This window comes from Bradyrhizobium sp. JR3.5, from assembly GCF_054057015.1.
The window spans coordinates 1,362,885-1,389,201 of sequence record NZ_JBSRYV010000001.1; the positions used below are offsets into that span (position 1 = coordinate 1,362,885).

Consider the following 26,317-nt stretch of genomic DNA (forward strand, 5'->3'; position numbering starts at 1 on the left):
CTGATCAGATTGCGTCAGAACGCAACCTGCGTGCGCAGCGCGACCGCGTCGAACTTCGAGCCGGCATCCACAGGCGAGGTCGCCGAGGCCTGCTTGGCGATGTCGCCGTGCAGGTAGTTCAGCATGAAGCGGACGTTGTTGTTGACGTACCAGTTCAGCGCGGCGGTGTAGACGGTCTGCCGTCCGCCCGCGATGCCGACGGCCTGGCCGACCTGGTCGTTGAGGTTCATCGTGCTGACGCGGCCGGCGATTTCCCACGCGCCCATGCCGCCGCCGGCAAGCGAGAACGGATCGTGCGGCTTGATACCGCCATAGGAGGCCGTTGCCGGATTGTAGGCGTGGTTCTCGCCGGTCAGCACGTAGCCGACCTGCGCGTAACCGCCGTCGAATTTCAGGCTCGGCGCGCCGAACGGCGGCAGCCCGGTATTCGCAGAGCGGTCGACATTGAACCAATAGTACTCGCCTTGTGCGATGAACGGGCCGTAGGTCGCTGCCGCCTCGACGCCGTAGACCTGCGCGCCAGAGACGTTGGCGATCGCACCGGTCGAGATCAGCGTCGTCGGGTCGATGCGCAGCTCGGGCCGGTCGTTCAGCGTGAGCGTCTGCGCCTGGGTGAGCTGGTTGCGCGGCGGCTGGACCAGCCATTCCGCATCGGCGCCGATATGCACCGAGTAGTTCTTGCCGCTGATCGGATTGCCGGCGACGCGGATGACACCGCCATACTGCTCGGACGTGCCGGCCGGCGCGGCTGACGACGCGGAGTGAATCGCGCCCGTCGTCGGTCCCGTGACATAGCCGCCGATCCAGAGCTGGTCGTTCCACCATCGGGTGCCGGCGCCCGAACGGAAGTCACCGGCCGCGATGTTCTGTGCGATGATGCCGACCGAGGCGCGCTCCATGAACAGGATGTCGTTGGAGCTCGTCGATTCGTCCAGCGTCCACGGGATGTCCATGATGCCGCCTTCGATCGCCATCTTGCCCCCGAACGGCTTGAAGCCGGTGTAGCTCAGATAGGCATTCTCGACGCCGGAGGTGCCGCCGCCAGGCAGCGATCCCGGTGCCGCGCCGCCGAAGCCGTCGGACGAGCCGCCGAAGTCGTAGATCAGCGCGTAATTCCAGTCGCCGAAGAACTTGCCGACGATGCCGATGCGGGCGCGGCGGAGGTTCTCGCCGCTGTCGAGCTTCTGCGGCGAGGTACTTGCGGTGTTCGGACGATAGTCGTAGCCGCCGACATCCCAGTGCACGCGGCTCGTGATCGCAACGCAGTTCTGTTCATCCGCAGTACAGATCGTCGGCCGGTTGTTCGGCAGCGTCACCACGACGCCCGACGGCGCGACCGGGCCCTTGACCGGGATCGCGGCGTTGGCGCTTGCCCGCGCGGCCTTGGCATCCGCCGCCTTCGCGTTGGCGTTCGCGCTGGCTGCGGTCGCGGTATTGGCATTGGTCTGCTTCTGCAGCCTGTCGAGCTTCTGCTCGAGCATCTTCAGCTGCTGCTTCAGCAGCGCGATCTCCGCGTCGCTGCCGCCTCCGGCCGATTGCGAATAGGCCGGCGAGGCGGCGAGCGCCCCTGCCAGCCCTATGGCGATTGCACCAACTTTTGTCGCAGCCATCGTGCACCCCTGTTGTGTTTGAATTCCCCACTCACTCACTGAAACGTCCTAGGAGTTGATCGTGACTGACGCACGACAGGGCTTCCGGGCATCGCAGTTCCGCTTGTTGTCCGCAGGCAACAAGCGGAGCGGCGCAGTGAGATGACAGTCATCATAGAAGTTTGGCGGCGCGCTTCAACGCGGCTGCCGCCGGTTTTGCACCGGTCCGGCGGGGGCCAGTTATCCGGCCGGGCGCCCTTCAATTGCCCGGCGAACACGCCTATATTCCGGCGTTTCCACGAGAGGTGAGAATGCTCCGACCCGTCCGCTTCGCTGCCATATCCGCTCTGTGCACATTGGCTTTCATGGGGAATCTGTCCCCGTCCGCGGCCCAGGACCGCCGCGTGCCGTCCTCACAGGCCGAGCTCCAATTGTCCTATGCGCCGATCGTGCAGCGGGTGCAGCCGGCGGTGGTCAATGTCTACGCGGCCAAGACGGTGCAGAACCGCAATCCGTTTCTGGACGATCCGATCTTCCGCCGCTTCTTCGGCGTCCCGGGGCAGCAGCCCGAGCAGATGCAGCGCTCGCTCGGCTCCGGCGTGATGGTCGATGCTTCCGGCCTCGTGGTCACAAACAATCACGTGATCGAGGGCGCCGACCAGGTGAAGGTCTCGCTCGCTGACAAGCGCGAATACGAGGCCGAGATCGTGCTGAAGGACGGCCGCACCGACCTCGCGGTGCTGCGGCTGAAGGGCACCAACAAGGAGAAGTTCGCGACGCTCGACTTCGCCAATTCGGACCAGCTGCAGGTCGGCGACGTCGTGCTGGCGATCGGCAATCCGTTCGGCGTCGGCCAGACCGTGACACACGGCATCATCTCGGCGCTGGCGCGCACTCAAGTCGGGATCACGGATTATCAATTCTTCATTCAGACCGACGCGGCGATCAATCCCGGCAATTCGGGCGGCGCGCTGGTCGACATGACCGGCCGGCTCGCCGGCATCAATACCGCGATCTTCTCGCGCTCCGGCGGCTCGCAGGGCATCGGCTTCGCGATCCCCGCCAACATGGTGCGCGTGGTGGTGGCCTCCGCCAAGAGCGGCGGCAAGGCGGTGAAGCGGCCCTGGCTCGGTGCGCGGCTGCAGGCGGTCACGCCGGAGATCGCAGAGACGCTCGGGCTGAAGCTGCCGACCGGCGCGCTGGTCGCCAATGTCGCGCCGAACAGCCCGGCGGCGAAGGCCGGACTCAAACTGTCCGATCTGATCGTCGGGATCGACGGGACGCCGATCGACGATCCCAACGCGTTCGACTACCGCTTCGCCACCCGTCCGCTCGGCGGCAACGCGGAGATCGAGGTGCAACGCGCCGGCAAGCCGGTGAAGCTCACCGTGCCGCTGGAGACCGCGCCCGATACCAACCGCGACGAGATCGTGCTGACCGCGCGTTCGCCATTCCAGGGCGCCAAGGTTGCCAACATCTCGCCGGCGCTGGCCGATGAGCTGCATCTCGACGCCGGCGCCGAGGGCGTCGTCGTCACCGAGCTCGCCGATGACGGCACGGCCGCCAATGTCGGCTTCCAGAAGGGCGACATCATCCTCGCCGTCAACAACGAGAAGATCGTGCGCACCAGCGACCTCGACAAGGTGTCGAAGGCGGGGTCACGGATCTGGCGCATCACGCTGGTGCGCGGCGGCCAGCAGATCAACGTGACGCTCGGCGGATGAGCCCGAAGAGACCGCACGAAGCCAGCAATCTCTTTGCCGCGGCGGGGATGGAGCAGGACGCGCCGCACCCGCTGCCGGACCGGCTGCGCCCGCGCACGCTGGCCGACGTCGTCGGCCAGGATCATATCCTCGGCCCACGACGGCGCGCTGACCCGCATGCTGGAGACGCGCACGCTGGGCTCGCTGGTGTTCTGGGGACCGCCCGGCACCGGCAAGACCACCGTGGCGCGGCTTCTCGCTGACGCCACCGAGCTGCATTTCGAGCAGATCTCCGCGGTGTTCTCCGGCGTCGCCGACCTGAAGAAGGCGTTCGATGCCGCGCGGGCCCGGCGCGAGACCGGCAAGGGGACGCTGCTGTTCGTCGACGAGGTGCACAGGTTCAACCGCGCGCAGCAGGACTCCTTCCTGCCGGTGATGGAGGACGGCACCGTGGTGCTGGTCGGCGCCACCACCGAGAACCCGTCGTTCGAGCTCAACGCGGCGCTTCTGTCGCGGGCTCGCGTGCTGGTGTTTCACTCGCTCGATACCGCTGCGATCGAACGGCTGTTTGCCAATGCCGAGAAGATCGAGGGCAAGGCCCTGCCGCTCGATGCGGAAGCGCGCGCCGTGCTGGTGCGGATGGCCGACGGTGACGGCCGGTGCCTCGCTGACATTAGCCGAAGAGGTCTGGCGCGCCGCGCGCAAGGGCGAGGTGTTCAACGCCGAGCAGTTGCAGGCCATCCTGCAGCGCCGCGCGCCGATCTACGACAAATCGGCCGATGGTCACTACAATCTGATCTCGGCGCTGCACAAGTCGGTGCGCGGCTCCGATCCGGATGCGGCATTGTATTATCTCGCGCGCATGCTCGATGCCGGCGAGGACCCGCTGTTCCTGGCGCGGCGCGTGGTGCGCATGGCCGTTGAGGACATTGGTCTCGCCGATCCGCAGGCGTTGGCGGTCTGCAACGCCGCCAAGGATGCCTTTGATTTCCTGGGCTCGCCGGAGGGCGAGCTCGCGATCGCACAGGCCGTGGTCTATCTCGCCACCGCGCCGAAATCGAACGCGGTGTACACTGCGTTCGGCGCTGCGATGCGGACCGCAAAGCAGGGCGGCTCGCTGCTGCCGCCAAAACACATTCTGAATTCGCCGACCAAGCTGATGAAGTCGGAAGGCTACGGCTCCGGCTATCAATATGATCACGACGCGCCCGACGCGTTCTCCGGCCAGGACTATTTCCCGGAAGCGCTCGGCCGCCAGACCTTCTACGATCCGCCCGACCGCGGCTTCGAACGCGAGATCCGCAAGCGGCTGGATTACTGGAACAGGCTGCGCAAGGAGCGGGGTGGGAGCTAGACAAGACGAGATCAGGCTGCGACCGCGAATAACGCGCGTGTTCCCGTCCCGCCTGCGGCGCGGGAGCGTCAGTTGCAGAAGCCCGCAAATGCCATATGCAGCCTGTGTGACTTCGGAATATTAGAAATATATCTCTGAGTTGCCCGACATGTCAAGTTGCTTGGTCGAACGCCGGCCGCCGCCGGCTACTTTGCATGGGGTTGTTCTCGATATTTTGGCAGCGCCCGCTGCGACGGCCCATAACTTCATATGGCTCTAGCGCGTCACTTCACGCTTTTCACGAACTCCAAAATCTCATCCGTCAGCCGCGTGTCCGGCGTGTTGATCGCGTATACCTCCGACGTATGGCTGTGCTGCGGCAGCATGAAGCTGCGCGCGCAGCCGCTCGGCCGCTTGCAACTGGCCTGCTTCAACAGCTCGAACTGCTCGACGAAGCGCGGCGGATCGAGCTCGGCGGCGGTGATCAGAAACGGGATCGGGCTTGCGAGCAGGCCTTGCAGCGAGGAGCGTTCGGCGTAGCGCGACGGGTCGGAGCCGTAATAGGCGAGCTCGGCATCGCCCGCCGGCGAAGCGGTCAGATCGTAGATGCCCGACACCATGATCGCGCCGGCAAGACCGCCGCCCGTCACCTTGTGGAATTCGCTGTGCGAGACATAGCTCGCGACATGGATCGCGCCGGCCGATTGGCCCATGATGAAGATGCGCCTGGGGTCGCCGCCGCGGCTCGCGATGTTCTCCGCGACCCATTGCACGATCGCGCCCATGTCTTCGGCGCCTGCCGGCCATGGAAAGGCCGGCGCCAGGCGGGTAGGTGGCGTTGACGCCGACAAAGCCGCTCTTGGCAGCCCACAGCATGACGTTGTCGTAGAACGGGCTGCCGGGGTTGCGCTTGCTGCCGGCAATGAAGCCGCCGCCATGGATGTAGATCAGCACCGGCCGGGGCGTCGCCGCCGGGTCCGGCGTGAAGACGTCGAGCAGATGGCGGTCGGCAGGGCCATACTTGACGTCGCGCTCGACCTTGACGCCCTGATAGGGCTCCTTCTGCTGCAGCGGTGCGTAGAGCGCGGCCGTTTTCGGCGAGTCGATGACGCGGCCGAGTTCCAGGAGCTTCCAGGCGAGATCCTCCGGCATCGGGCCTTGCTGAGCCAGCGCCGGTCCGGAGAGCATCAGGGCCGCCGCCAAAGCCGATACCGCCAGTCTCATTCCAAAGCTCCTTCCACGGCTCCCGTCGATTGCCGCATGCAGCCAAACATGGCCAATGTTGTGCCGGATTTGTACCGATTTCGCCGTGACGATTCGCGGCATTTGCGCTACCCACGGGCTTAACTTCGGAGTTGCAACCCCATGAGCCGCCGCGTCAAGAGACCTCTCCGCCCAGCCGCCGACCGCGCCAAAGGCGCGCGTCCCCGTCGCGGCGCGGCCGCCGAGCGGGGGCCGGCGCATCGTGCGGGCGGCAAGTCAACAGCGGTGCGCCTCGGCGACAAGCAGCGGGCGCCCAAGCCATTCGTGCCCGAGCCGGAGAAGAGCGTCGCCGAGCCGTCGCCGCTGCCGACCAAGGTGCAGACCGTGGTGGTGACGGCGGACGAGGACAACATGCGCGTCGACCGCTTTCTCGAGGCGCGTTTCCCCGGCCTGTCGTTTTCCCACATCCAGCGTATCGTTCGTAAGGGCGAGTTGCGCGTCAACGGCAAGCGTGCGGACAGCAAGGACCGGCTGGAAGAAGGGCAGAGCGTCCGCATTCCGCCGCTGCGGCTCGATACGCCGAAGGCGGCCGCCAGCCTGTCCGAAGCGGCGAAGAAGACCCTCCAGGATCTCAAGGACATGATCCTGTTCGAGGACGCCGACGTGATGGTGCTGAACAAGCCCGCAGGCCTGGCGGTTCAGGGCGGCTCCGGCATCACGCGCAATGTCGACGACATGCTGGAGGTGATGCGCGACGCCAAGGGGCAGAAGCCGCGGCTGGTGCATCGGCTCGACCGCGAGACCTCGGGCTGCCTGCTGATCGCCAAGACGCGCTTTGCCGCGACCGCTCTGACCGGCTCGTTCCGGCATCGTTCCGCGCGCAAGATCTACTGGGCGCTGGTCGCCGGCGTGCCGAAGCCGAAGCAGGGCCGTATCTCGACCTATCTCGCCAAGGAGGAGAGCGAGGAGGACAGCATCATGCGGATTGCGGCGCATGGCGACGAGGGCGCCAGCCACGCCGTGACCTACTATGCGGTGGTCGAGACCTCGGCGACGAAGCTCGCCTGGGTCTCGCTCAAGCCGGTGACCGGCCGCACCCATCAATTGCGCGCCCACATGGCGCATATCGATCACGCGATCGTCGGCGACCCCAAATACTTCAACAAGGAGAACTGGCAGCTGCCGGGCGGCCTGCAGAACCGGCTGCATCTGCTCGCGCGCCGCATCGTGATTCCGCACCCGCGCGGCGGCGTGATCGACGCGACGGCGCCGCTGCCGCCGCACATGCTGCAATCCTGGAATCTGCTCGGGCTCGAGGCCGATCGCTTCGACCCGATCGAGAACGCGCCCGAGGAGTGACGGCGGACGCCGCCTCCCGATATCCGTCGCGGACAGCAAGAACGATCAAAGCGGCTCACTGCGCCGCGGCTATGTTGCCGCGCGCCGGGCACCGCCGGCATGCAACCATCAGAGAGGCTGTCCATGACCGGGACCTGGTTACGCGTCGCGCTTCTTCTCATTGGCTCGGCTGTCGCCACTGCGGCGGCGCATGCCGAGACCGTGGTGCTCCGCGGCGGCACGCTTTACGCATCGGCGGATGCGGCTGCGCTGCCGGATGCGGCGATCGTGATCACGGACGGCGTCATCAGCGCGGTCGGCAAGTCCGGCGACGTCAAGCTGCCGTCGGATGCGCGCCTGATCGATTGCAGCGGCAAGTCTGTTGTTGCCGGGTTCTGGAATAGCCATGTGCATTTCACGGAACATGTCTGGCACAACGCCGGCGAGGCGCCGGCCGCGCCGCTGACGCAGCACATGCAGGAGATGCTGACCCGATGGGGTTTTACCACGGTCTGGGATCTCGGCTCCGATCCACGGAACACGCTGCCGCTGCGCAAGCGCATCGCAGCAAATGAGGTCGCCGGTCCCAACATTCTGCTCGCCGGCAACGTGTTTCCCAAGGGCGGGCATCCCGTCTACCTGCCGCCCGAAATCCAGCTTCCTGAAGCCGCGACGCCTGAGGAGGCGGCGAAGTGGGCGCGCGACTGGCTCGCGATGGGCGAGGACGGCATCAAGCTGTTCACCGGCGCGTTCATGGGCGATAAACCTGTCATCAACATGGATCCGGCGATCGCCAAGGCGGCCGTCGACGTCGCGCATGCACAGGGCAGGCCGGTGTTCGCGCATCCGCAGAACAAGATCGGCGTCGAGACGGTGATCGCAGCAGACGTCGACGTGCTCGCGCACACGACGCCCAGCGAGCGGAGCTACACGGATGATCAACTTGCGCGGTTCAAGGCGCAGGGGACTGCGCTGATCCCGACGCTGTCGCTGTTCACGACGGTGCTTCTCGACCCCAACGTCACCAACCGCCTGGTGGCCGCGACCGTCAACCAGCTCAAGCAGTTCTCGGAGAACGGCGGCACGGTGCTGTTCGGCACCGATGTCGGCTTCACCACGCTGTACGACACCACGCAGGAATTCCAGCTGATGCATCGCGTGCTGTCGGAACGCCAGGTGCTGGCCTCGCTGACGACCAATCCGGCGCGGTTCTTCAAGGCCGCGAAGAAGGGCAAGGTGGAGCAGGGCTTTGACGCCGATCTCGTAGTGCTCGACAGTGATCCGCTCAGCGACGTCAGCAATCTCGCGAAAGTGAGCATCACCATCCGTGCAGGTCGCGTGATCTATCAGAAGCCGTGAACGGCTGCGTCGGCCTATCTGGCGGGAAGGCGCAAGGTGGCGAGATCCGAGCCGACAATCGTCGTGCCGGTAAATCCGCCTGCCTCGGCGGCGGCGCGATAGTCCGCTTCGGTGAGCGCGCCGCCGGGGACCTTGTAGGGGCCGTGGTGCGTCGCCCCAACCTGCGGCGCGAGGTGGGTCAGCATAAGATACTTGGCGCCCACGCGCTTTGCCATGGCGCCAAGGTCGGGCGCCAGGCTCTGGCGGTAGAAGACGGGCGGCGGCATGCCGCTGTCGCGCTCCGGACCCATGATGGGATGCATGGTCGAGTGCACGATCACCTCGGCGCCTTGTGCCAACTTCTCGACTTGCGCCGACGTCGACGTCGGACGCGGCGGAGCGGCACTGTCATTGCTGGCATCGCCGCCGATCACGACGCTGCCGGCCGGCGTGTCGACGCGATAGGAGGCATGGCCCGCGATGTGGGTCGAGCGGATCGCGCTCACCCGGACCCCGCCCTTCGACCAGATCACCTGTGGCTCGTCCGTCGGCTCGAATGTGATGAGATGCACAAGCTCGGCAGGTCCGCCAGCCAACCGCCTCTTGTCCTCTGAAACCCGCTGTGCGATTTCGCCGGACTGAACAAAGGCGTCGCCGATATGCGCGACAAACTTGCCGCAGCTCAGGGTGAAGCCGAGCGGCGAGGGCGCATCGCTGCTGCAGACGACATCGAGCGCGGCCCCGCCGGAATTCCAGTTCCAGCGCGCGAGCAGCAGGTCGACGAGGCCCTCGGTGTGATCCGAGTGCATATGCGTGAGGAAGACGGCGTCGATCTGGCCGGGCTCGACGTTCAGTTGTGACAGCCTTAGTTCGGTGCCGCGGCCAGCGTCGAACTGCAGCTTCAGCGTGCCGCAATCGGCACTGTCCTCCCCATAGCGCACGAGTGTGCCGGCGCCCGCGACACCATTGCGCAAGGCGGGACCGCTCATGGTGCCGGTCAGGGTGACGAGCAGGCAGGGCGCCGATTGGGCGGGAAGCGGCAGCAGCAGCCAGATGGCGGCCAGCAAGGATGTCGGAAGAATGAAGTGCCGCATGCCGTCCGCTCCCGCGTCGTTCCGGTGATCAGGGAGACTGCCAAAGCCGGCGCCATATCACAACGCTCGGCCGCGCCGCATCGAGGTGTTGTGGCCGGTTGGTCTCGCCGCACGGTGCGGCAAGCTTAAAGCATCAGCTTGTAGCCGAGATGGCTGCCGACGAATCCCAATCGCTCATAGAAGCGGTGCGCGTCGGGGCGCGCCTTGTCGGTGGTCAGCTGCACGAGATCGCAGCCTCTCGCTTTGCATTGCGCGATCGTCCATTCGAACATCTGCTGCCCGACGCCGGAGCTGCGGTGTGCCTCGGCAATTCGGACCGCCTCGATCTGCCCGCGCCAGGCGCCCAGGCGTGCCATTCCGGGAATGAAGCTGAGTTGAAGGGTCCCGATCACCTCGTCGTCCAGGGTCGCCACGACCAGCAATTGGTTGGGATCGGCGAGGATGGCTTTGAAAGCGTCGACGTATCGTGGGTTCGGCGGCGAGCTCGGATCCTCGCGCTGTTTCCCCAGGAGATCGTTGGCGAGCAGGGCGATGATCGCGGGAAGGTCGGCGGGTTGTGCCTGGCGGAAAGCGACTGATGTCATTGAACTGAATTTCCATGGAGAGGAGAACGGTGTCGCCGGACACGTTACAGGCTCGCGCAGGCTATGGACATCCGCTGGACGCAAACGAAATCCGCCGGCCTTTCGGGCCGGCGGATCGGTATGTCGCGAGGTGCGGTGGTCAGTGATCCCAGCCGCCGTCATGATCCCAGCCGCCGCCATGGTGATGGCCGCCGTCGTCGAAGTCGAAGAAGTCAAACAGATCGCTGAGCGCCGGGCTGTTGACCGGAACATAGGGATTGCCGGGCGCGGCAACCGGATTCGGGAAGTTGTCGCGGCTGCGGTTCGTGATCGGCTCCAGGCGCCAATTCCGCTCGATGAATTTGATGATCGAGACGTGATCGGCATATTCATGCGAGATATGGCCGTGCCGCGCGAACGGCGACACCACGATCAGCGGAATACGGGTGCCGTCGCCGAAGTAATCGAGCGGCTGCACATAGCCGGAGTCGAAGTAGCCGCCGCCTTCGTCAAAGGTGATGAAGATCGCGGTGTCCTTCGCATAGTCCGAGGCTTGGACCTGGTCGACGATCTTCTTGGTGAAGCCTTCGAACAGATTGAGTTTGGAGGACGACGGGTGACCGTCGGTGAAGCCGCTCGGCTTGACGATCGAGACCGCCGGCAGCGCGTGCTTGGAGAGGTCGGAGTACAGATCAACCGAGTCCTTGATATGGGCTGCGACCTGGTCCGGGTGCGACATGATCGAGGTGTCGTACTGGAACGGGTTGCAGATGTTGCAGTACTCGTCCGCGGTCGGACCAGCCACACCCCAGTTGAGTTGATAGGGATCGTTGACGTAGTTGTTCCACTGGTCGCCGTAGTACTTCCAGGAGATGTTCCGCTCGTTCAGGCTGTCGCCGATGCTCTTGCGGGTCGACGGCGGGATCGTGAACGGCGTGTTGGACGGATTGGTGTCGGTGTAGGCGTTCTTGCCGTTGCCGAAGTAACCCGGATTGTAGTTGTTCAAGAGATAGTAGTGGCCCGGTTCGCAGTTTGCGTTGATGTGGGCCCCCTTAAGATAGTCCAGGATCGGCTTGACGCCGGGCTGGCTCGGATCCGAGCAGTCGCTGTAGGAGCCGCCGCCGGACACCGGGCTCGTCTGGTAGAGCGGCGCAAAGCCGCCATTGCCGCCGGCGCCGTAGCCGTCCTCGGTGTACCAGTTGTTGGTGCCGGCAGCCGGATTCGGATTCTCGATTTGATGCACGATGCCGGCGTCGGGCGTGCCGCCGAACACCTGCGTGCCGTTCGGGCGGCACCGCGGCGTTGCCGTAGGTGTCGCTGAAGTAGATCATGTCGGCATGACCGAACATGATGTGGTTGGCACCGGTGCCGCCGTTGACGGACTGGTGGAAGTTGTCGCTCATCGCGTATTTCTGCGCGAGAGAGGTGAAGTAGGGCACGTCACCCTTCTGCACGTTGTAGAAGCCGAGCGCCGTCGAACCCTCGCCCGTGGTCGTTGCCGTCGGCGAGTAGTCCGTTGAGAAGTTGGAGGGCTGCGCCGCACCGTTGGCGCCCGCGCCGACGGTCACCTCGACCCAGGCGAACAGGTTGCCACCGCAGCCCGACGGATTGTCACGGCTGGCCGCCGAGTGGTTGCAGTTCAGCTGCTGCCACATCTGGTAGAAGCGATGCACCGGACTTGCCGAATAGGTGTCGTAGGGCATCGCATCGCTGTTGGTGAGCTGGAACGGACCGGCCGGCAGCGCGCTGACATTGGTGATGCGCTGGTCGGGGGTCTGCGAGGTCTGACCGGTGCCGCCGCTCAGGAGGAACTGGTAGTACTCGGACGGCAGGTCGGATTCCGACTGCTGCGCCAACTCAAGCGACGCCTCGCAGGTGGTGATTGGCGAGCTGCCGCATTTGTTCGGGATGTAGGAGACCTTGGGGCCGCCGACCAGTGGAGCCGGCAATTGATCCTTGGGGAAGTTCTGCTTCGGCGGGCTCAGCAGGAACGCATCGTTCAGGCCGGTATCGGTCGCCGCCTGCTGATGCGCCTTCTCGAAGTTCGGCCCGGGGATCGCGTTCTTGTTGCCGTCGAGCTTGACGATGCCCTGCGAGAGCAGGTTGAACACGCTCTGGTCGCGTCGTTCGGGCACGTAGGTCGCGAACACATGGTCGAAGCTGCGGTTCTCGCCGATGATGACGATCACGTGCTTGATCGGCGACCGCGTTTCGTGTCCACCGTGGTGATTCCAGTCCTCCGCTAGCACCGGGCCGGCGGTGAACTGACCCAGCGCAAGCGCGCTGAGGGGTAAGGCGGCAACCTTGCAGCCAACGTGACCTGTGCTTGTCGCGCATTAAAGCTCTCCTTTTTGCTGATTGAGCGGCTTGGTGGAACTTGCAGTGTCTCGCGGCACGACCCTGATGCGTCCCATCATGCCGCCGTCCTCGTGCTCGAGGACGTGGCAGTGGTAGACGAAGGTGCCGACGATGTTGGGATCGCGAAAATCCATGCGCAGGCGCACGCTCGGATATTTCAGCATCCGGGTGTTGTAGTAGGGGACGTTGACGGTATCGCGCAGGAACGGCTCGTTGACGGCGACGCCGGACCAGTCGAGCAGTTGGAAGTGCAGCTGATGGATGTGGAAATCATGCAGCTCCATCGAGCGGTTCTCGATGATCCAGTCCTCGACGTCGCCCTGCCTCACGGTGATGTCGGGAATGTCCGATTGCGGATCGAACGGTTTCGGCGTCTCTCCGTCGATGGTCATGAAGAATTTGGTCGGGCTGTTCGGGTCGTTCGGGTTCTCCGGCTGCTCGGAGAAGAACAGCTTCCTGACGCGCACCGGCGCGACGTTGCCGACCCACGGTCGCTCCGGTCGCGGCAGCGGCTCGGCGTGAGCGGGCAGCGCGGCCTGCGGCTCGCTTGTATTGACCGAGGACGTGATCGCGACCAGCGCGCGGTTGGGATCGTTCTCGCCGGCGGGCCCGGTGTCGACCGCGCGCGTCACCAGCAGGGCCGAGCTGCCGGCCGGCGGTCCCTCGACGATGAATTCGGCGCGCGAGCCCGGCGGCAGGCCGATATGGTTGACCCATTGCACTGATGGCGACGGGCTGCCCTGGAACTGCAACGGCACCCCATCGAGCCCCACAATCCCGATCTGCTGCGGGGAGCGGCCGACCAGCAGCGCGAGGTTGAGATAGGTGATCGCGGACGCGTTCAGGACCCGCCAGAGCTGCCGCTCGCCCGGCTTCATCGTGAGCCGGGCCGGCGGATAGTTCGGATAGGGCACCGGCACGAAGTTGACGGAGAGATCCTTCGACGGCTTGCCGAAGCCGGTGCCGGAGTTGGCGACGTCGCCGTCATTATCGAGCTGGCTCTTGGTCATGACCGGCTCGGATTTCGACGGCGGCGCGTCGGGATTGACGAGATCCTGGTCGCGGATCACGAGCACGCGCTCGGGCAGGCCAGCGAGCTGTGGATCGGCGCGCTCGATGCCTTCGATGATGATGGCGCCCGAGGCGCCGCCGAGCACCTGCGTCTTGCTGAAGCCGTGCAGATGCGGGTGATACCAATACAGGCCGGGCGGTGCATCGTCGGGGATGCGCAGGCGGTACTCGAACGGTGCGTCGTCGGGCTGGATCGAGGTTTTCAGCACGTCATCCTGATGGCAGACCGGCGGCACCGTCAGCCCGTGGAAGTGCAGATTGGTCGAGATCGGCGTCATCGCGCCGCTCTCGCAAACATCGGCCTGCTTTCGCGTCGTGCAGATCGGCGCGCCGGCGAGTGGGCGGTCGATCGCAGGTGCTGCCGTATCGAGGTCGACGAGGTCGTTCTTGAAATGGATGACGAGCTGATCGCCCGGCTTCAGCCGCAAGGTCGGCGACGGCTTGCTGTCCGGCGTCAGATAGCAAAGCGGCTCGTTCCATCCGGCAGCTTCTGATCGTGGATGCTGAGGTCGGTTTCGAGCACGCCGTCGCGGCTGCGCAATTCGGCGGGTTCCTCGATCGCGCTTCCGGGCTCGGGCCGGGCGCAGATGTCCTGCTGCGTCCGCGGCGACTCCGGCAAGCCCGTTGCGCCGAGCCAGGCCGTCATGCCGCTCACGGCAAGCCCGAGGCACGCCGCGGCGATGGCACAACAAACGGTCGAAAGTCGTCCTGCCACGCCGCCCCGCCAATACGCCGCCACCGGCGCGCAAGCGCGCACGGACGCCACGCGTGACGCCGGTCCACGTCTTGCGACCGCGATGGTCGACCAATGCTTCTGTTTGGTGTCGCGAGGTTAGCCGCGCGTTGTTGCCGGAATCTGGTCAGGTTTTTAACGCGCAGATGACGGCGCCTTGCGGCACTTCGACGCGGAAGTGCGCGCGACGTTCAAACTTGCTGAGCGATCAATCGGATGCACCATTCGCGGACCGAATTGCGGAAAAAGCAGGACGCGCAGGCAACCGTCAGATATTTTTCTCTTGCGCGTCGCCGATCGCATCGCGCGCTGTCGTGTTGACGATCGGGATCAACGCCTGAACTGCGCCAGAAACATCCGCAACGAATCGTGCGGGCTCTCGACGTCCGCAATCACCCAGCCGTCGGGACCGTTGACGACGATGAAGTTGAGCGTGACCGTGCGGCCCTCATTGTCGAACGTGACCGTCACATCGGTCCTGTCGAACTGCCGGCGCGGAATTGCGACCGAGATCGGGCCGAGCCGCCAGGTCGGGCTCTGCACCAGGAAATCGTAGGGTGCGTCGTGCAGGGCGGTCCAGGCGCCGCGCAGGCTGGAATCGAAGAATTGGCGGGCGGTTTCGTCGTCGCGCGGCAGCCCATTCGAAAATGCGGCGCTGCCTTTGCCATAATGGGCGTAGACGTTGCGGATCAGCGATTCCGGTGTGCGGAACCCGGCGTCGGTGGCGGCGGCTCCGAAAACCGTCGCCACCAGTGAAAAACCCGCGAGGAATTTGCCGCGTCCCATCAGCTTTATTTGCCGTTGCCGCTGACGTATCTTGCAGGGAAATCCTTCCGAACGAAAGCCAGCCGGCGCGATGCGCGAACTCTTCGACGACGTCCCAGACCAATCCCCGCTCGACCCGCAGGAGGCGGTGCGCCGCCACATCCGCAGGCCGCAGCGCAAGCGGTTCTACACCAGCGCCGGCGTGGCCGAGGCTGATGGCGGATTTTCCATCACGCTCGACGGCAAGCAGATCCGCTCGCCGTCCGGCAAGCCGATCGTGGTGCCGAGCCGTGCGATTGCGGATGCGGTCGCGGCCGAATGGAATGCACAGGGCGAGACCATCGATCCCATGACCATGCCGTTGACGCGCCTGGCCAACAGCGTGATCGAGGGGGTGATCGATCGCGTCGACGAGGTCGCCGACGATGCGGCAAAATTCCTCGGCAGCGACCTGCTTTTCTATCGCGCCGGCCATCCCGACACGCTGGTGGCGCGCGAGGCCAGGCACTGGGACCCGATCCTGTTCTGGGCCGCCGATACGCTCGGCGCCCATTTCGTCATGGCCGAGGGGGTCATGCATGTCGGCCAGCCCGAGCCCGCGATCAAGGCGGCGCGTGCGGCGTTCCCGACCGATCGATGGTCGGTCGCGGCGCTCCATGTGGTGACGACGCTGACCGGCTCGGTGCTGCTGGCGCTCGCGCTCGCCCATGGCGTCCGCGACGAGGACCAGGTCTGGGCCGCCGCCCATGTCGACGAGGACTGGAACATCGAGAAGTGGGGCGTCGACGAGGAGGTCGCTGCGCGTCGCGCTGCCCGGCAGGTCGATTTCAGGGCCGCCGCCGGCGTCCTGAGGGAGTTCGGGCCGGCTGCCGGTTAACGAGACCTTTACGGCGCCGGGCTAGCCTGCGGCTTGATCCTGCCGCCTGGCCGAGACCTCCGACATGGCTATCGCCGTCAATCCCGTGCTGCCGGTGCTTGCCTCGAAGGAGGCGGACAGCGTTGCGCCGGACCTCACGCTGGAGGTCGGCAGCGTCGTCAACGCGCAAGTCTTGAAGGTGCTTTCGGCCGATCTGGTGCGGATCGCGATCGCGAGCCTGTCGATCGACGTTCAGACCGAGGTGCCGCTGCAGCAGGGCCAGAACCTGCAGCTTGCGGTCTCGCAAACCAATGACGGCATCCGCCTGCAACTGGCGGGCGCTGACGCGGGCGATGCCGTGCAATTGTCGCCGGGCGCGACCAACGCCAGCACCGCTCCGCAACCCGTCGCCACGGCGCCGAAGGCTGTGCTGTCGCCGCTCGAGCGCGTCACGATCACTGCGACGGCACAGCATGCGGCGGCGGTGCAGGGCAGCCAGGCGCCGCTGGTTTGCCAACCTCACGGCGGTCGCCGCGGCCAATCTGCCGCCGAAGCTGCAGGCCGCGATCGCGCAGGTGCTGGCGCAGCAGACCGGCCTCAATGAGAATTTGAGCGGCGATGCCGTCAAGGGCGGCTTCCAGAAATCCGGCCTGCTGCTGGAGGCGACCCTTGCCTCGGGCGTTGCGCCGGTGAGCGGCAGCATGCCCGATCTGAAGGCCGCGCTGATCGTGCTGCGGCAGGCGCTGACCTCGCTCGGCGCCGGCGATGCCACAAGGGCCGCGTCCACGCCGCTGCAGCAGCCGGCGCTTGCCAGTGCCGGCACGGCCCCGAGCATTGTGCCGCCGGCAATGCCCGAGCTCGAGGTTCAGGAGATCTTGCTGCCGCAAGCGCGCGTGCCGGTTGCCGAGGATCTCACCCGCGGCGCCACCCACCTTGCCGGCGCTCTCGCGGATGCGCTCGATGCCGGCCCGTCATCGGGCGGCGCGCTCAATCTCATTCAGGAAGCGCTGCATGAGCTCGGCAACCCGGCACGGCAGGGCGCCGCGCCGAGGGAGATGCTGCCCGGCGACGTGCCCGCACGCGGCAGCACGCCGCCACCGCCGTTTCACGGCGCGCTGCCGTCGGCCCAGGCCGTTGCGGGGCCGTCGATTGCTCCCGGCACGCCGCTTGCGACCGCCGCCCACCGCCTCTTGGAAAACACCGACGCGGCACTGGCGCGGCAGACGCTGCTGCAGATCGCCTCGTTGCCGGATCGCGGCGACGGCACGCGTTCGCAGCTCGACGCCATGGTGCCGCGCTGGAATTTCGAGATTCCGTTCCTGACCCAGCAGGGCACGGCGATGGCGCAGTTCGAGATTTCCCGCGACGGCGGCGGCAACGAGGTCGAAGCCGCCAGGCGGGTGTGGCGGGCGCGCTTCACGCTCGACGTCGAGCCGGCCGGTCCGGTGCACGCGCTGGTCTCGCTGAACGGCGAGCGCACCTCGGTGCGGATGTGGGCCGAGCGTCCCTCGACCGCTGCGCAGCTGCGTGCCGGCGCCTCCGAGCTGAGCCAGGCGCTGACCAGGGCCGAGCTCACGCCCGGCGATATCGAGATCCGCGACGGCAGTCCGCCGCAGCCGGCGCCCGCGCGCGCCGGCCATTTCCTGGACCGCGCATCATGAGCGAGATGCAGAACCAGCTCGCGGTCGCGCTGCATTACGATCACGCCGGCGCGCCGCGCGTGGTCGCGAAAGGCAAGGGCGCGATCGGCGCCAAGATCATCGAGGTCGCCAAGGCCAACGACATCCCGATCGAGGAGAACGAGGTCTTGGCCGGCGCGCTCTCGAATGTCGAGCTCGGCGACGAGATCCCGGCCGAGCTCTACAAGGCCGTCGCCGAGGTGCTGGTGTTCGTGCTGCGGCTGTCGGGCCGGGCGCGGTAGCGATAGCGTTTTCAAGCGAAGCGGGCACCGGTTTGCGTGAAGAAAACGCGTCAAACAAGTGAGTCTCATTGCCATCCTTTCACCACGATGGCATCAGCATCGTCGTCAACCCGAACCAGCTCAGGTCCCGTCGTGATCCATCGCCGCCATGCGCTCGGTCTGCTTGCTGCCGCGAGCATCCTGCCGTCGCGCAGCTTCGCCAATGTGTCCTACCAGCGCAGCGAGTTTCGTGAGGACCTGCAAAAGCGGTTCTTCGATCTCGGCACCGAGGGCACCTTCGTCGGCTACAAGGTCGACGACTATCTGATCATCGCGAGCGACAAGGTTCGTTCGGGCGAAGGCAAATTGCCGGCCTCGACCTTCAAGATCCCGAACGCGCTGATCGCGCTCGAGACCGGCGTGGTGCAGGATCCCGACAAGGACGTCTTCAAGTGGGACGGCACGACGCGCAGCATCGAGGCCTGGAACAAGGACCACACGCTGCGCTCGGCGCTCGCGGTGTCAGCCTTCCCGGTGTTCCAGGAGATCGCCCGCCGCATCGGCGCGGAGCGGATGCAGAAGTATCTCGACGTCATCGACTACGGCAACCGCGACATCGGCGGCGGCATCGACCAGTTCTGGGTGACGGGCAATCTGCGCATCGATCCGGTGCAGCAGATCGACTTCCTCGACCGGCTGCGCCGCGGCGTGCTGCCGGTCGGCAAGCGCAGCCAAGAGCTGGTGTGCGACATTCTCCCGGTGACGAAAGTCGGCGACGCCGTCATTCGCGCCAAGACCGGTCTGACCGACAAGGAGCACGGCGCGCTCGGCTGGCTCGTCGGCTGGGCCGAGAAGGGCAGCGAGGTCACCGTGTTCGCGATGAACATGGACTGCAAGACGCAGGCGCAGATCGATGCGCGGATGAGCGTCACGCAGCAATGCCTCACCGATATCGTCGCGCTGTGACGAGCTGATCGCTACGCAAACGCCTTTGCGTCTGTCGTCCGCGCAAACGCCTTGCAGCGCGCTTCAGCGCCCGATCGCGCGCAGCAAGGCCGGCATCAGCTTCGGGTCGCGGCATTGTGCGACGTTGAAGCGCATGAAGCCGGTGGCCGATTGCGTGGTGCTGAACACGTTGCCCGGCGCCAGCACGATGTTGTCGGCGAGCGCCGCGCGCGCCACGTCGGCGGAGTCGCAGCCGTCGGGCAGGCGGCACCAGAGCTGGAAGCCGCCGCGCGGCATCAGCCACGGCTCGATGCCGATGCGCTGCAGCTTCTCGCCGACGTCGCGGCGGGCGCGCGCCAGCCGCCGGCGCAACTCCTCGACATGCTTGCGGTAGAAGCCGGTCGCCAAGACGCTCGCGATGATTTCGGTAGCGACCGCACAGGGGCCGCCGAACCCGGTCGCGACCTGCAGATCGACCAGTTGCTCGATCCAGTCGGCGCGCGCCGCGATGAAGCCGCAGCGCAACGACGCCGACAGCGTCTTGGAGAAGCTGCCGATCCGGATCACGCGGTTCAGCCCGTCGAGCGCCGCGAGCCGCGCCGACGGCTCCGGCTCGAAATCGGCGAAGATGTCGTCCTCGACGATGGTGAGGTCGAAGGCTGCAGAGCCGCGTTCAACACGCGGTGCGCGGTCTGCGGCGACATCGTCGCCCCGGTCGGATTATGCAGACCGGACACGGTGACGTAGAGCCGCGGCCGCTCGGCTTCGAGCACCGCCTCGAAGCTTGCGACATCGGGCCCCGATGGGGTGTAGGGCACGCTGACGAGCTTGACCTGATGGGCGCGCAGCAGCGCCCGGAAATTGAAATAGCAGGGATCGTCGACCAGCACGGTGTCGCCGGGCCGCAGCAGGAAGCGGCATATCAGGTCGACCGCCTGGGTGCCGGACATCGTGAGCAGCACCTGCTCGGGCGACACTTCGAGGCCCTCGTCGGCGAACCGCGCCATCAGGATCCGGCGCAGCGCCAGCGAGCCGCGCGTCGCGCCGTAATCGGCGAGCACGGCGTCGTCGGCCCGCGCCAGGCCGCGGAACGCGCGCCGCAGCGCCTCGGTCGGCATCCAGTCGGCGGGCAGCCAGCCGCAGCCCGGCTTCAGCGCGCCGCTCGCCGGCGTCGAGCGATTGCCGCGACACCCAGAACGGATCGACGGCGCGGTCGTGCTGCGGCTGGTCGTTGGCCAGCGCCAGCGGCGGCAGCGCCGCGGACGAGACATAGAAGCCCGAGCCCGGCCGCGCCCGGATCAGGCCCTCGGCGGCGAGCCGGTCATAGGCCTCGACCACCGTCGAGGGCGAGACGCCCATGGTCGCGGCAAAGCTGCGGATCGAGGGCAGGCGGTCGTCGGCGGCGAGCGCGCGGCTCGCGATCCTGGCGCGGATCGCGTTCATCACGCCGGTGGTCCGGGTCGCCTTTGGCGCATTGAATGGTTGCCGCAAGTGTATGTCTACCTTTACCCATACAGTTTGGCGATATTGTATTGATCCGTAACTGCCTTGGCCAGCCCGTCGCCGCTATCCTCGCCTGCGAACGTTGAGGTGTGCGATGAGCGATTCGAAGACATTGTCGGGGAAGTCTTGGTCGGGGAAGTCTTGGGCGGGTGAGGGGCGCAGCAGCGCTTCGCTGGAGGGCTGGGGCAGCGGCCTCCTCGGCGTGATCATCTTCAGCGGCTCGCTGCCGGCCACCCGCGTCGCGGTCGCCGGGTTCTCGCCGCTGTTCCTGACCTCGGCACGTGCGGCGATCGCAGCGCTGCTCGGCGCGGCACTGCTCGCGCTGCTGCGGCAGCCCTGGCCGCAGCGCAAGGACCTGGTGTCGCTGACCATCGTCGCGCTCGGCGTCGTGATCGGCTTTCCGCTGCTGACCGCGCTGGCACTGCAGCACATCACCTCGGCGCATTCGATCGTGTTCATCGGGCTATTGCCGCTGTCGACCGCCGTGTTCGGCGTGCTGCGCGGCGGCGAGCGGCCGAAGCCGCTGTTCTGGCTGTTCTCCTGCATCGGCAGCGCGACGGTCGGCGCCTTTGCATTGTCGGGCGACGGATCGGCGTCGCTGACCGGCGACCTGCTGATGATTGCTGCCATCATCGTCTGCGGCCTCGGCTATGCCGAAGGCGCGGCGCTGTCGCGCCGGCTCGGCGGCTGGCAGGTGATTTCCTGGGCGCTGGTGCTCTCGGTGCCGGTGGTGCTCGTGATGACCATCATGACACTGCCGCCGAGCTGGCAGGGCATCGGCGCACCGGCCTGGCTCGGGCTCGCCTACGTCTCGATCTTCAGCATGCTGGTCGGCTTCGTGTTCTGGTATCGCGGCCTTGCGCTCGGCGGCATCGCCAGCGTCGGCCAGTTGCAGCTGTTGCAGCCGTTCTTCGGCCTCGCGCTGGCCGGGCTGCTGTTGCATGAGCAGGTACGCTGGTCGATGATCGCTGCGACCATGCTGGTCGTCGCCTGCGTCGTGTTCGCGCGCCGCTTCGCGTGACGGCTAGAGCGGGATGATTTCCATCATCCCGCTCTAGCCCTTTGTTTTGCGCATGATCTTTTCGGAAAACCGCTACACGCTTTTCCGGATCATGCTCTAGCTCAGCTTGAACAGCGTCTGCAGGAAATCGCTGACCGCCTTGCGGGCCTCGATCGCGGTGGCCGGATTGCCGCCGACATGCGGGCTGAGCTCGACGCAGGAATCCTTGTAGCTGAGCGGCGCCTGCGTCGCCGCGTTCATCAGCACGCCGCCTTCGCCTTCTTTGATCGTGCAATGGCGCACGATCTGCGATCCCGTTGCCTCCACCACCATGTTGTTGCCGATCAGGCCGACATCGAAGCCGTGCGCGGAATCCGGATATTCGGTCAGCACCACGTCGCGCTTGGCGGCCTCGAGGCGTGCGACATAGGCCTTGCAGCTCGCGACCGGATTGTAGTCGTCGGGCGTGCCGTGAAAGATCCGGATCGGCCGCGCCGCGACCTCGGTGTCGGTCAGATAGCTGGTCGAGCAGTCCGGATAGATCGGGATGTAGGCCGCGAACTGCACGCCGGACTTGTTCCAGAGCTTGTTGAAGCGGTCGAGGCTCGCATAGAGCGTGGCCTGGCCGCCGCGCGAAAATCCCATCAGCACGATGCGCTCGGGATCGACCCGCGGATGCTTGGCGAGGATCTCGAGCGAATGGTAGATTTCGACGATCAGATTGAGCCGGCCGAGCAGCGCCTGGTTCGGTCCGGTGGCGGTCAGGCCGCGGCCGGAGAAGCCGTCGATCACGAAGGTCGAGATGCCCATGGCGTTGAAGTGGCGGACCCAGCCGTCCATCCCGGCGCCGACACCGCTCGAGCCGTGCATCAGCACCACGACCGGGAGCCGGCCGCTGCCTTGCGCGATGCGGAATTCGCCGCCGACGGTGACCGGCTTGCCGTTGCTGTCGCCGGTGAGGAACTGGTGGTCGGAGATCGTCAGCGAGGGGATGGCGTAGATCTCGGTGCGGGCCGCGATCTCCTTCGGGATCTGTTGCGCGCTGGTCTCGATGCAGGCGAACAGCAGCATGCTGAGAAGCACCGCTCCAATGGCTGCCGATCGGCCGTAGGTGAGCATGATTTCCCCCTCTGACTCGGCCGAATTGTAAAGCGCGCGCTAACCATGCCAAGCGCTAATTCACCCCGTCGGCGGCACGGCCCCGCACTGTTACGGATCGTGTTTCAGTGATCCTTAAGCGGAGCTGCCCACCTTGCGCGCTGACGCGACATCAGAGGGGCAGATGACCTTCAGGTTCATTGCGCCTGACGCGATCAGGTCGGCAAGCCAGCGCGCACTGTTGGAGCAGTGGGATCAACTGGCCGCCGGCCGGCCATTTCCCGCATTCGCCGAGTTGAAGCCGGATCCCGCGACGCACGATCCCCGGCAACTCGTCGCATGGGCGGTCGAAGGCGAGGGACGCCTGCGCAAATTCCGCGCGATGTATCAGGGCGAGCATGTCGCCGAGGCATTCAATTCCGCCTGGGCCGGCAAGACCATGGAGCAGGTGGTCTCGATGTCGCTCCGGCGCATCACGCTGAGGCCGGCGAAGGAGTGCGCCGAGAGTGGTTGCGCGGTCTACATGGTGTTCTCCACCGTCGATGCGAACGACCAGCAGGTCGATTGCGAGCGGCTGCTCCTTCCGTTCGGCAGCGACGGCGAGAAGGTCGAGCATCTGCTGGCGTCCCTGCAATTGACCGTGGTCGGAAGCCGGCCACGCATTCTCAAGCATTTCGACATGCAGGCGGACGTGCGGCTGCAAGGCAGGATCCGCTCCGGCTTCTCGACCGGCGCGACCAGCGAGGCCGCTGGCGACCAGCGCAGGGCTCTCAGGCGCAACGTTGCGCGCGCGGCGCGGATCAGCTTTGCCCGGCGCAGCATGACCTGCATCGTGCGCAACCTCTCCGCGACCGGCGCCGCGGTCGAGGCTACGAATCCCGCCGATATCCCCGACAGCTTCCGCCTTGTGCTGGAAATGGAGACGACCGAGCGGCATTGCCGCGTGATCTGGCGCAGGAAAGGCCGGATCGGCGTCCAGTTCAGCTGAGCTTTCCGATCCGCCCGAGATGGGTGAAGCCAAAGCCAGAGGAATATTTCAGCCCGTAGCCGAGCGCGCGGTCGATCCCGATATGGGCGAGCCAGATCATCGCGATCGAGAGCACCAGCGGTCCTTCGCCGGCAAAACCCAGCGTCATCAGCGCCACCGGCGCCAGATAGGTGTGGGCGGCGTTGTAGGCGATGGCGCCGGCCCGTGGGCTGATCAGGTAGGCGGCAAAGCTGATGTCCGGCACCAGGAACAGCAGGACGTAGACCAGCCAGGAGCCCTCCCACTTGTAGTAGAGCACGGTCATCCCGAGGAACAGCACCAGCCCCTCCAGTCGGAGCAGGGTGCGCACCCCGCCGGTCGCGGCGCCGGTCTCGGCCGTGGTCGCATCAATCATCGCTGTCTCCCCAGATGTCGGAAAATCCTACCGTTTTTGCGCCCGAACCCGCCCACAAGCGCCTTTCCGGTTCCGAAATGACCGTGCTAAAGCCATTCCGCAGACCGGCACCTCGCGCCGGGACGCGGACTGTAGCTAACACGGGCGGAAACAAATGAAAGACATCCTCGACACCCTCGAAGAGCGGCGCGCCGGCGCCAAGCTGGGCGGCGGCGAAAAGCGCATCGAGGCGCAGCACGCCCGCGGCAAGCTGACCGCCCGCGAGCGGATCGAGCTCTTGCTGGACAAGGGCTCGTTCGAGGAATTCGACATGTTCGTCGAGCACCGCTCGATCGAGTTCGGCATGGAGAAGAGCAAGATCCCCGGCGACGGCGTCGTCACCGGCTGGGGCACGGTCAACGGCCGCAAGACCTTCGTGTTCGCCAAGGATTTTACGGTGTTCGGCGGCTCGCTGTCGGAAACCCATGCGCTGAAGATCACAAAACTTCAGGACATGGCGATGAAGGCGAGGGCGCCCATCATCGGCCTCTATGACGCCGGCGGGGCGCGCATCCAGGAAGGCGTCGCCGCGCTCGCAGGCTATTCCTACGTGTTTCGCCGCAACGTGCAGGCCTCGGGCGTGATCCCGCAGATCTCGGTCATCATGGGCCCGTGCGCCGGCGGCGACGTCTATTCGCCTGCCATGACCGACTTCATCTTCATGGTGAAGAACACCAGCTACATGTTCGTCACCGGCCCTGACGTCGTGAAGACCGTCACCAACGAGGTGGTCACGGCGGAGGAACTCGGCGGCGCCTCGGTGCACGCGACGCGCTCCTCGATCGCCGACGGCGCGTTCGAGAACGATGTCGATGCGCTGTTGCAGATGCGCCGGCTGATCGACTTCCTGCCGTCGAACAACACCGACGGCGTGCCGGAATGGCCGAGCTTCGACGATATCGGCCGGGTCGACATGTCGCTGGATACGCTGATCCCCGACAATCCGAACAAGCCCTACGACATGAAGGAACTGATCCTGAAGGTCGTGGACGAGGGCGACTTCTTCGAGATATCGGAGACCTTCGCCAGGAACATCGTCACCGGCTTCGGCCGCATCGCCGGCCGCACCGTGGGCTTCGTCGCCAACCAGCCGATGGTGCTGGCGGGCGTGCTCGACAGTGATGCCTCGCGCAAGGCCGCACGCTTCGTGCGGTTCTGCGATGCCTTCAACATCCCGATCGTCACCTTCGTCGACGTGCCGGGCTTCCTGCCGGGCACCGCGCAGGAATACGGCGGCTTGATCAAGCACGGCGCGAAACTCCTGTTCGCCTATTCGCAGTGCACAGTACCGCTCGTCACCATCATCACGCGCAAGGCCTATGGCGGCGCCTTCGACGTGATGGCGTCGAAGGAGATCGGCGCCGACATGAACTACGCCTGGCCGACCGCCCAGATCGCGGTGATGGGTGCCAAGGGCGCGGTGGAGATCATCTTCCGCTCTGACATCGGCGACCCCGACAAGATCGCCGCGCGCACCAAGGAATACGAAGACCGCTTCCTGTCGCCCTTCATCGCCGCCGAACGCGGCTACATCGACGACGTCATCATGCCACATTCGACGAGGCGCCGGATCGCGCGGGCGCTGGCGATGCTCAGGGATAAGAAGGTCGAGATCCCGGCGAAGAAGCACGACAATCTGCCGTTGTGAGGAATGCGTCGGGCGGATTAGCGACTTGTCCGCCGTAGCTCGAAGAGCGAAGGCGGAAGTGTAACCCGCCATCTTGGTTCCGCGCGATCCGCGGCGGGTTACGGCTCGGCCGAACCCGCCCTACAGGTTCGAACCTGATGACTGAAGACGAGCCGACCGACGAGATTTCCCAGATCGAGGCGGAGATCGAGGAGCTTGCCGAGAGTGCCGAACGGTCTCGCAGGATTATTCTCGGTTCGAAGGTGGCAATCGCCGGCGGGTTCGTGTTGTTGTTCGCTGCGCTGCTCGGCCTGTTCAGTTCTGGTGAGACCGCAGCACTCGGATCAATCGCGCTGGTGCTTGGCGGCATCGTGTCGCTCGGATCGAATGTCAGCACGTTGCGGCAGACCGAGGCCGCGATCAGCAGCGCCGAGGCGCGCCGTGCGCGACTGATCGGCAACATCGATCTTCGGCTGGTTCACGATGCGCCGTTGAAGCTGATGTGAGGCCATACTTCGTAGCCCGGATGAGCCAACGGGTCGCGCGAACGCGCGCCCGATGACAGGCTCCGCGACATCCGGGGCCGCTTTATCCGTATGGTATCGTTCCCGCATATCGCTCCGCTCATGCGGGCTACACGGCTAACTTACCAGTCGCGCAAATAAAACCTGCTCGCGCCGGCTGCGGCATAGTAACCCGACGGGCGATGCTAGTTCCGTTCGGCTGTTCGCGAAAGGGTCGGAATCGGTATGACCGGTAGAACGCGAGGAGGCAGCGTCGTGATGGTTGTGTGACGTCACGCGAACGCAAACGCGGCCGCGCGGCGTCGAATTCCCTGAAACGTGAATGCGCGGTTCACCGAGCGTTCAGGTCGCGGCG

The 26,317-nt window shown here is 65.8% G+C and carries 22 protein-coding genes and 3 pseudogenes; 13 read left to right on the forward strand and 12 right to left on the reverse strand.

Annotated features, from left to right (window positions below; translation table 11 throughout):
- Nucleotides 1-14: 14 nt before the first annotated feature.
- A complete protein-coding gene (locus ACVWW1_RS06790; protein ID WP_456655281.1) occupies nucleotides 15-1,610 on the reverse strand; it encodes an OprO/OprP family phosphate-selective porin in 1,596 nt (531 codons plus the stop codon).
- 344 nt (nucleotides 1,611-1,954) lie between these two features.
- Here ACVWW1_RS06790 and ACVWW1_RS06795 point away from each other — a divergent pair, with 344 nt between their 5' ends.
- Entirely contained in the window at nucleotides 1,955-3,313 is a 1,359-nt protein-coding gene (locus tag ACVWW1_RS06795) for a DegQ family serine endoprotease (RefSeq protein ID WP_456655282.1), read from the forward strand.
- Nucleotides 3,310-4,646: pseudogene (locus tag ACVWW1_RS06800) on the forward strand (replication-associated recombination protein A). Before ACVWW1_RS06795 ends, ACVWW1_RS06800 begins: the two are co-directional and overlap by 4 nt.
- 263 nt (nucleotides 4,647-4,909) lie before the next feature.
- Here ACVWW1_RS06800 and ACVWW1_RS06805 read toward each other — a convergent pair.
- Nucleotides 4,910-5,410, reverse strand: a complete 501-nt coding sequence (locus ACVWW1_RS06805; protein ID WP_456655283.1) for an alpha/beta hydrolase — start codon at nucleotides 5,408-5,410, stop codon at nucleotides 4,910-4,912.
- Nucleotides 5,411-5,990: 580 nt separating this feature from the next.
- Here ACVWW1_RS06805 and ACVWW1_RS06810 point away from each other — a divergent pair.
- Complete coding sequence (locus tag ACVWW1_RS06810) at nucleotides 5,991-7,187, forward strand: RluA family pseudouridine synthase (protein WP_456655284.1); 1,197 nt, start codon at nucleotides 5,991-5,993, stop codon at nucleotides 7,185-7,187.
- A 123-nt stretch (nucleotides 7,188-7,310) separates the two neighbouring features.
- Nucleotides 7,311-8,525: an amidohydrolase family protein gene (locus tag ACVWW1_RS06815; RefSeq protein WP_456655285.1), complete on the forward strand. Its 1,215-nt coding sequence runs from the start codon at nucleotides 7,311-7,313 to the stop codon at nucleotides 8,523-8,525.
- A 14-nt stretch (nucleotides 8,526-8,539) separates the two neighbouring features.
- Here the strand turns inward: ACVWW1_RS06815 and ACVWW1_RS06820 are convergent, their stop codons facing one another.
- The 7 genes from ACVWW1_RS06820 to ACVWW1_RS06850 all read right to left on the reverse strand — a co-directional run bounded on the left by ACVWW1_RS06820 (nucleotide 8,540) and on the right by ACVWW1_RS06850 (nucleotide 15,109).
- Nucleotides 8,540-9,571, reverse strand: a complete 1,032-nt coding sequence (locus ACVWW1_RS06820) for an MBL fold metallo-hydrolase (RefSeq protein ID WP_456655286.1) — start codon at nucleotides 9,569-9,571, stop codon at nucleotides 8,540-8,542.
- A 152-nt stretch (nucleotides 9,572-9,723) separates the two neighbouring features.
- Complete coding sequence (locus tag ACVWW1_RS06825) at nucleotides 9,724-10,182, reverse strand: N-acetyltransferase family protein (protein ID WP_456655287.1); 459 nt, start codon at nucleotides 10,180-10,182, stop codon at nucleotides 9,724-9,726.
- Nucleotides 10,183-10,321: 139 nt separating this feature from the next.
- Entirely contained in the window at nucleotides 10,322-11,290 is a 969-nt protein-coding gene (locus ACVWW1_RS06830; protein ID WP_456655288.1) for an alkaline phosphatase family protein, read from the reverse strand.
- Nucleotides 11,214-12,311, reverse strand: coding sequence for a hypothetical protein (locus ACVWW1_RS06835; protein ID WP_456655289.1), 1,098 nt, complete (start codon nucleotides 12,309-12,311; stop codon nucleotides 11,214-11,216). Before ACVWW1_RS06835 ends, ACVWW1_RS06830 begins: the two co-directional genes overlap by 77 nt.
- Nucleotides 12,312-12,497: 186 nt before the next feature.
- Nucleotides 12,498-14,018: a multicopper oxidase family protein gene (locus tag ACVWW1_RS06840; RefSeq protein ID WP_456655290.1), complete on the reverse strand. Its 1,521-nt coding sequence runs from the start codon at nucleotides 14,016-14,018 to the stop codon at nucleotides 12,498-12,500.
- Nucleotides 14,019-14,044: 26 nt separating this feature from the next.
- Entirely contained in the window at nucleotides 14,045-14,236 is a 192-nt protein-coding gene (locus ACVWW1_RS06845; RefSeq protein WP_456655291.1) for a hypothetical protein, read from the reverse strand.
- Nucleotides 14,237-14,653: 417 nt separating this feature from the next.
- Entirely contained in the window at nucleotides 14,654-15,109 is a 456-nt protein-coding gene (locus ACVWW1_RS06850) for a hypothetical protein (RefSeq protein ID WP_456655292.1), read from the reverse strand.
- 70 nt (nucleotides 15,110-15,179) lie between these two features.
- Here ACVWW1_RS06850 and ACVWW1_RS06855 point away from each other — a divergent pair, with 70 nt between their 5' ends.
- The 4 genes and pseudogenes from ACVWW1_RS06855 to blaOXA all read left to right on the forward strand — a co-directional run bounded on the left by ACVWW1_RS06855 (nucleotide 15,180) and on the right by blaOXA (nucleotide 18,810).
- Nucleotides 15,180-15,965 carry an ATP12 family chaperone protein gene (locus ACVWW1_RS06855; RefSeq protein WP_456655293.1) on the forward strand — a complete coding sequence of 262 codons (786 nt, stop codon included), beginning with the start codon at nucleotides 15,180-15,182 and terminating at the stop codon, nucleotides 15,963-15,965.
- Between the two features lie 64 nt (nucleotides 15,966-16,029).
- Nucleotides 16,030-17,605 (forward strand): annotated as a pseudogene (gene fliK, locus ACVWW1_RS06860) (flagellar hook-length control protein FliK).
- Entirely contained in the window at nucleotides 17,602-17,865 is a 264-nt protein-coding gene (locus tag ACVWW1_RS06865; RefSeq protein ID WP_456655294.1) for an EscU/YscU/HrcU family type III secretion system export apparatus switch protein, read from the forward strand. The pseudogene fliK and the gene ACVWW1_RS06865 overlap by 4 nt, the downstream one beginning before the upstream one ends.
- A gap of 132 nt (nucleotides 17,866-17,997) precedes the next feature.
- A complete protein-coding gene (gene blaOXA, locus ACVWW1_RS06870) occupies nucleotides 17,998-18,810 on the forward strand; it encodes a class D beta-lactamase (protein WP_456655295.1) in 813 nt (270 codons plus the stop codon).
- Nucleotides 18,811-18,873: 63 nt separating this feature from the next.
- Here blaOXA and ACVWW1_RS06875 read toward each other — a convergent pair.
- A pseudogene (locus ACVWW1_RS06875) lies at nucleotides 18,874-20,232 on the reverse strand (aminotransferase-like domain-containing protein).
- On the opposite strand from ACVWW1_RS06875, the gene ACVWW1_RS06880 reads away from it, so the two are divergent.
- Both ACVWW1_RS06880 and ACVWW1_RS06885 read left to right on the forward strand, forming a co-directional pair.
- Nucleotides 20,147-20,332: a hypothetical protein gene (locus ACVWW1_RS06880; protein WP_456656702.1), complete on the forward strand. Its 186-nt coding sequence runs from the start codon at nucleotides 20,147-20,149 to the stop codon at nucleotides 20,330-20,332. The pseudogene ACVWW1_RS06875 and the gene ACVWW1_RS06880 overlap by 86 nt on opposite strands.
- Nucleotides 20,333-20,386: 54 nt before the next feature.
- Entirely contained in the window at nucleotides 20,387-21,313 is a 927-nt protein-coding gene (locus ACVWW1_RS06885; protein ID WP_456655296.1) for a DMT family transporter, read from the forward strand.
- A gap of 96 nt (nucleotides 21,314-21,409) precedes the next feature.
- Here ACVWW1_RS06885 and ACVWW1_RS06890 read toward each other — a convergent pair whose 3' ends face one another.
- Entirely contained in the window at nucleotides 21,410-22,363 is a 954-nt protein-coding gene (locus ACVWW1_RS06890) for a dienelactone hydrolase family protein (protein WP_456656631.1), read from the reverse strand.
- 211 nt (nucleotides 22,364-22,574) lie between these two features.
- Between ACVWW1_RS06890 and ACVWW1_RS06895 the strand changes: the two genes are divergently transcribed.
- On the forward strand, nucleotides 22,575-23,378 hold the full coding sequence (locus ACVWW1_RS06895; RefSeq protein WP_456655297.1) for a PilZ domain-containing protein: 804 nt from the start codon (nucleotides 22,575-22,577) through the stop codon (nucleotides 23,376-23,378).
- Here ACVWW1_RS06895 and ACVWW1_RS06900 read toward each other — a convergent pair.
- Nucleotides 23,371-23,769, reverse strand: a complete 399-nt coding sequence (locus ACVWW1_RS06900) for a DUF4260 domain-containing protein (protein WP_456656632.1) — start codon at nucleotides 23,767-23,769, stop codon at nucleotides 23,371-23,373. The two genes, ACVWW1_RS06895 and ACVWW1_RS06900, sit on opposite strands and share 8 nt — an antisense overlap.
- A gap of 157 nt (nucleotides 23,770-23,926) precedes the next feature.
- Between ACVWW1_RS06900 and ACVWW1_RS06905 the strand changes: the two genes are divergently transcribed.
- Together ACVWW1_RS06905 and ACVWW1_RS06910 are read left to right on the forward strand one after the other, a co-directional pair.
- Nucleotides 23,927-25,459, forward strand: coding sequence for an acyl-CoA carboxylase subunit beta (locus tag ACVWW1_RS06905; RefSeq protein ID WP_207830234.1), 1,533 nt, complete (start codon nucleotides 23,927-23,929; stop codon nucleotides 25,457-25,459).
- A 137-nt stretch (nucleotides 25,460-25,596) separates the two neighbouring features.
- On the forward strand, nucleotides 25,597-25,944 hold the full coding sequence (locus tag ACVWW1_RS06910; protein ID WP_456655298.1) for a hypothetical protein: 348 nt from the start codon (nucleotides 25,597-25,599) through the stop codon (nucleotides 25,942-25,944).
- Nucleotides 25,945-26,317: the final 373 nt, after the last annotated feature.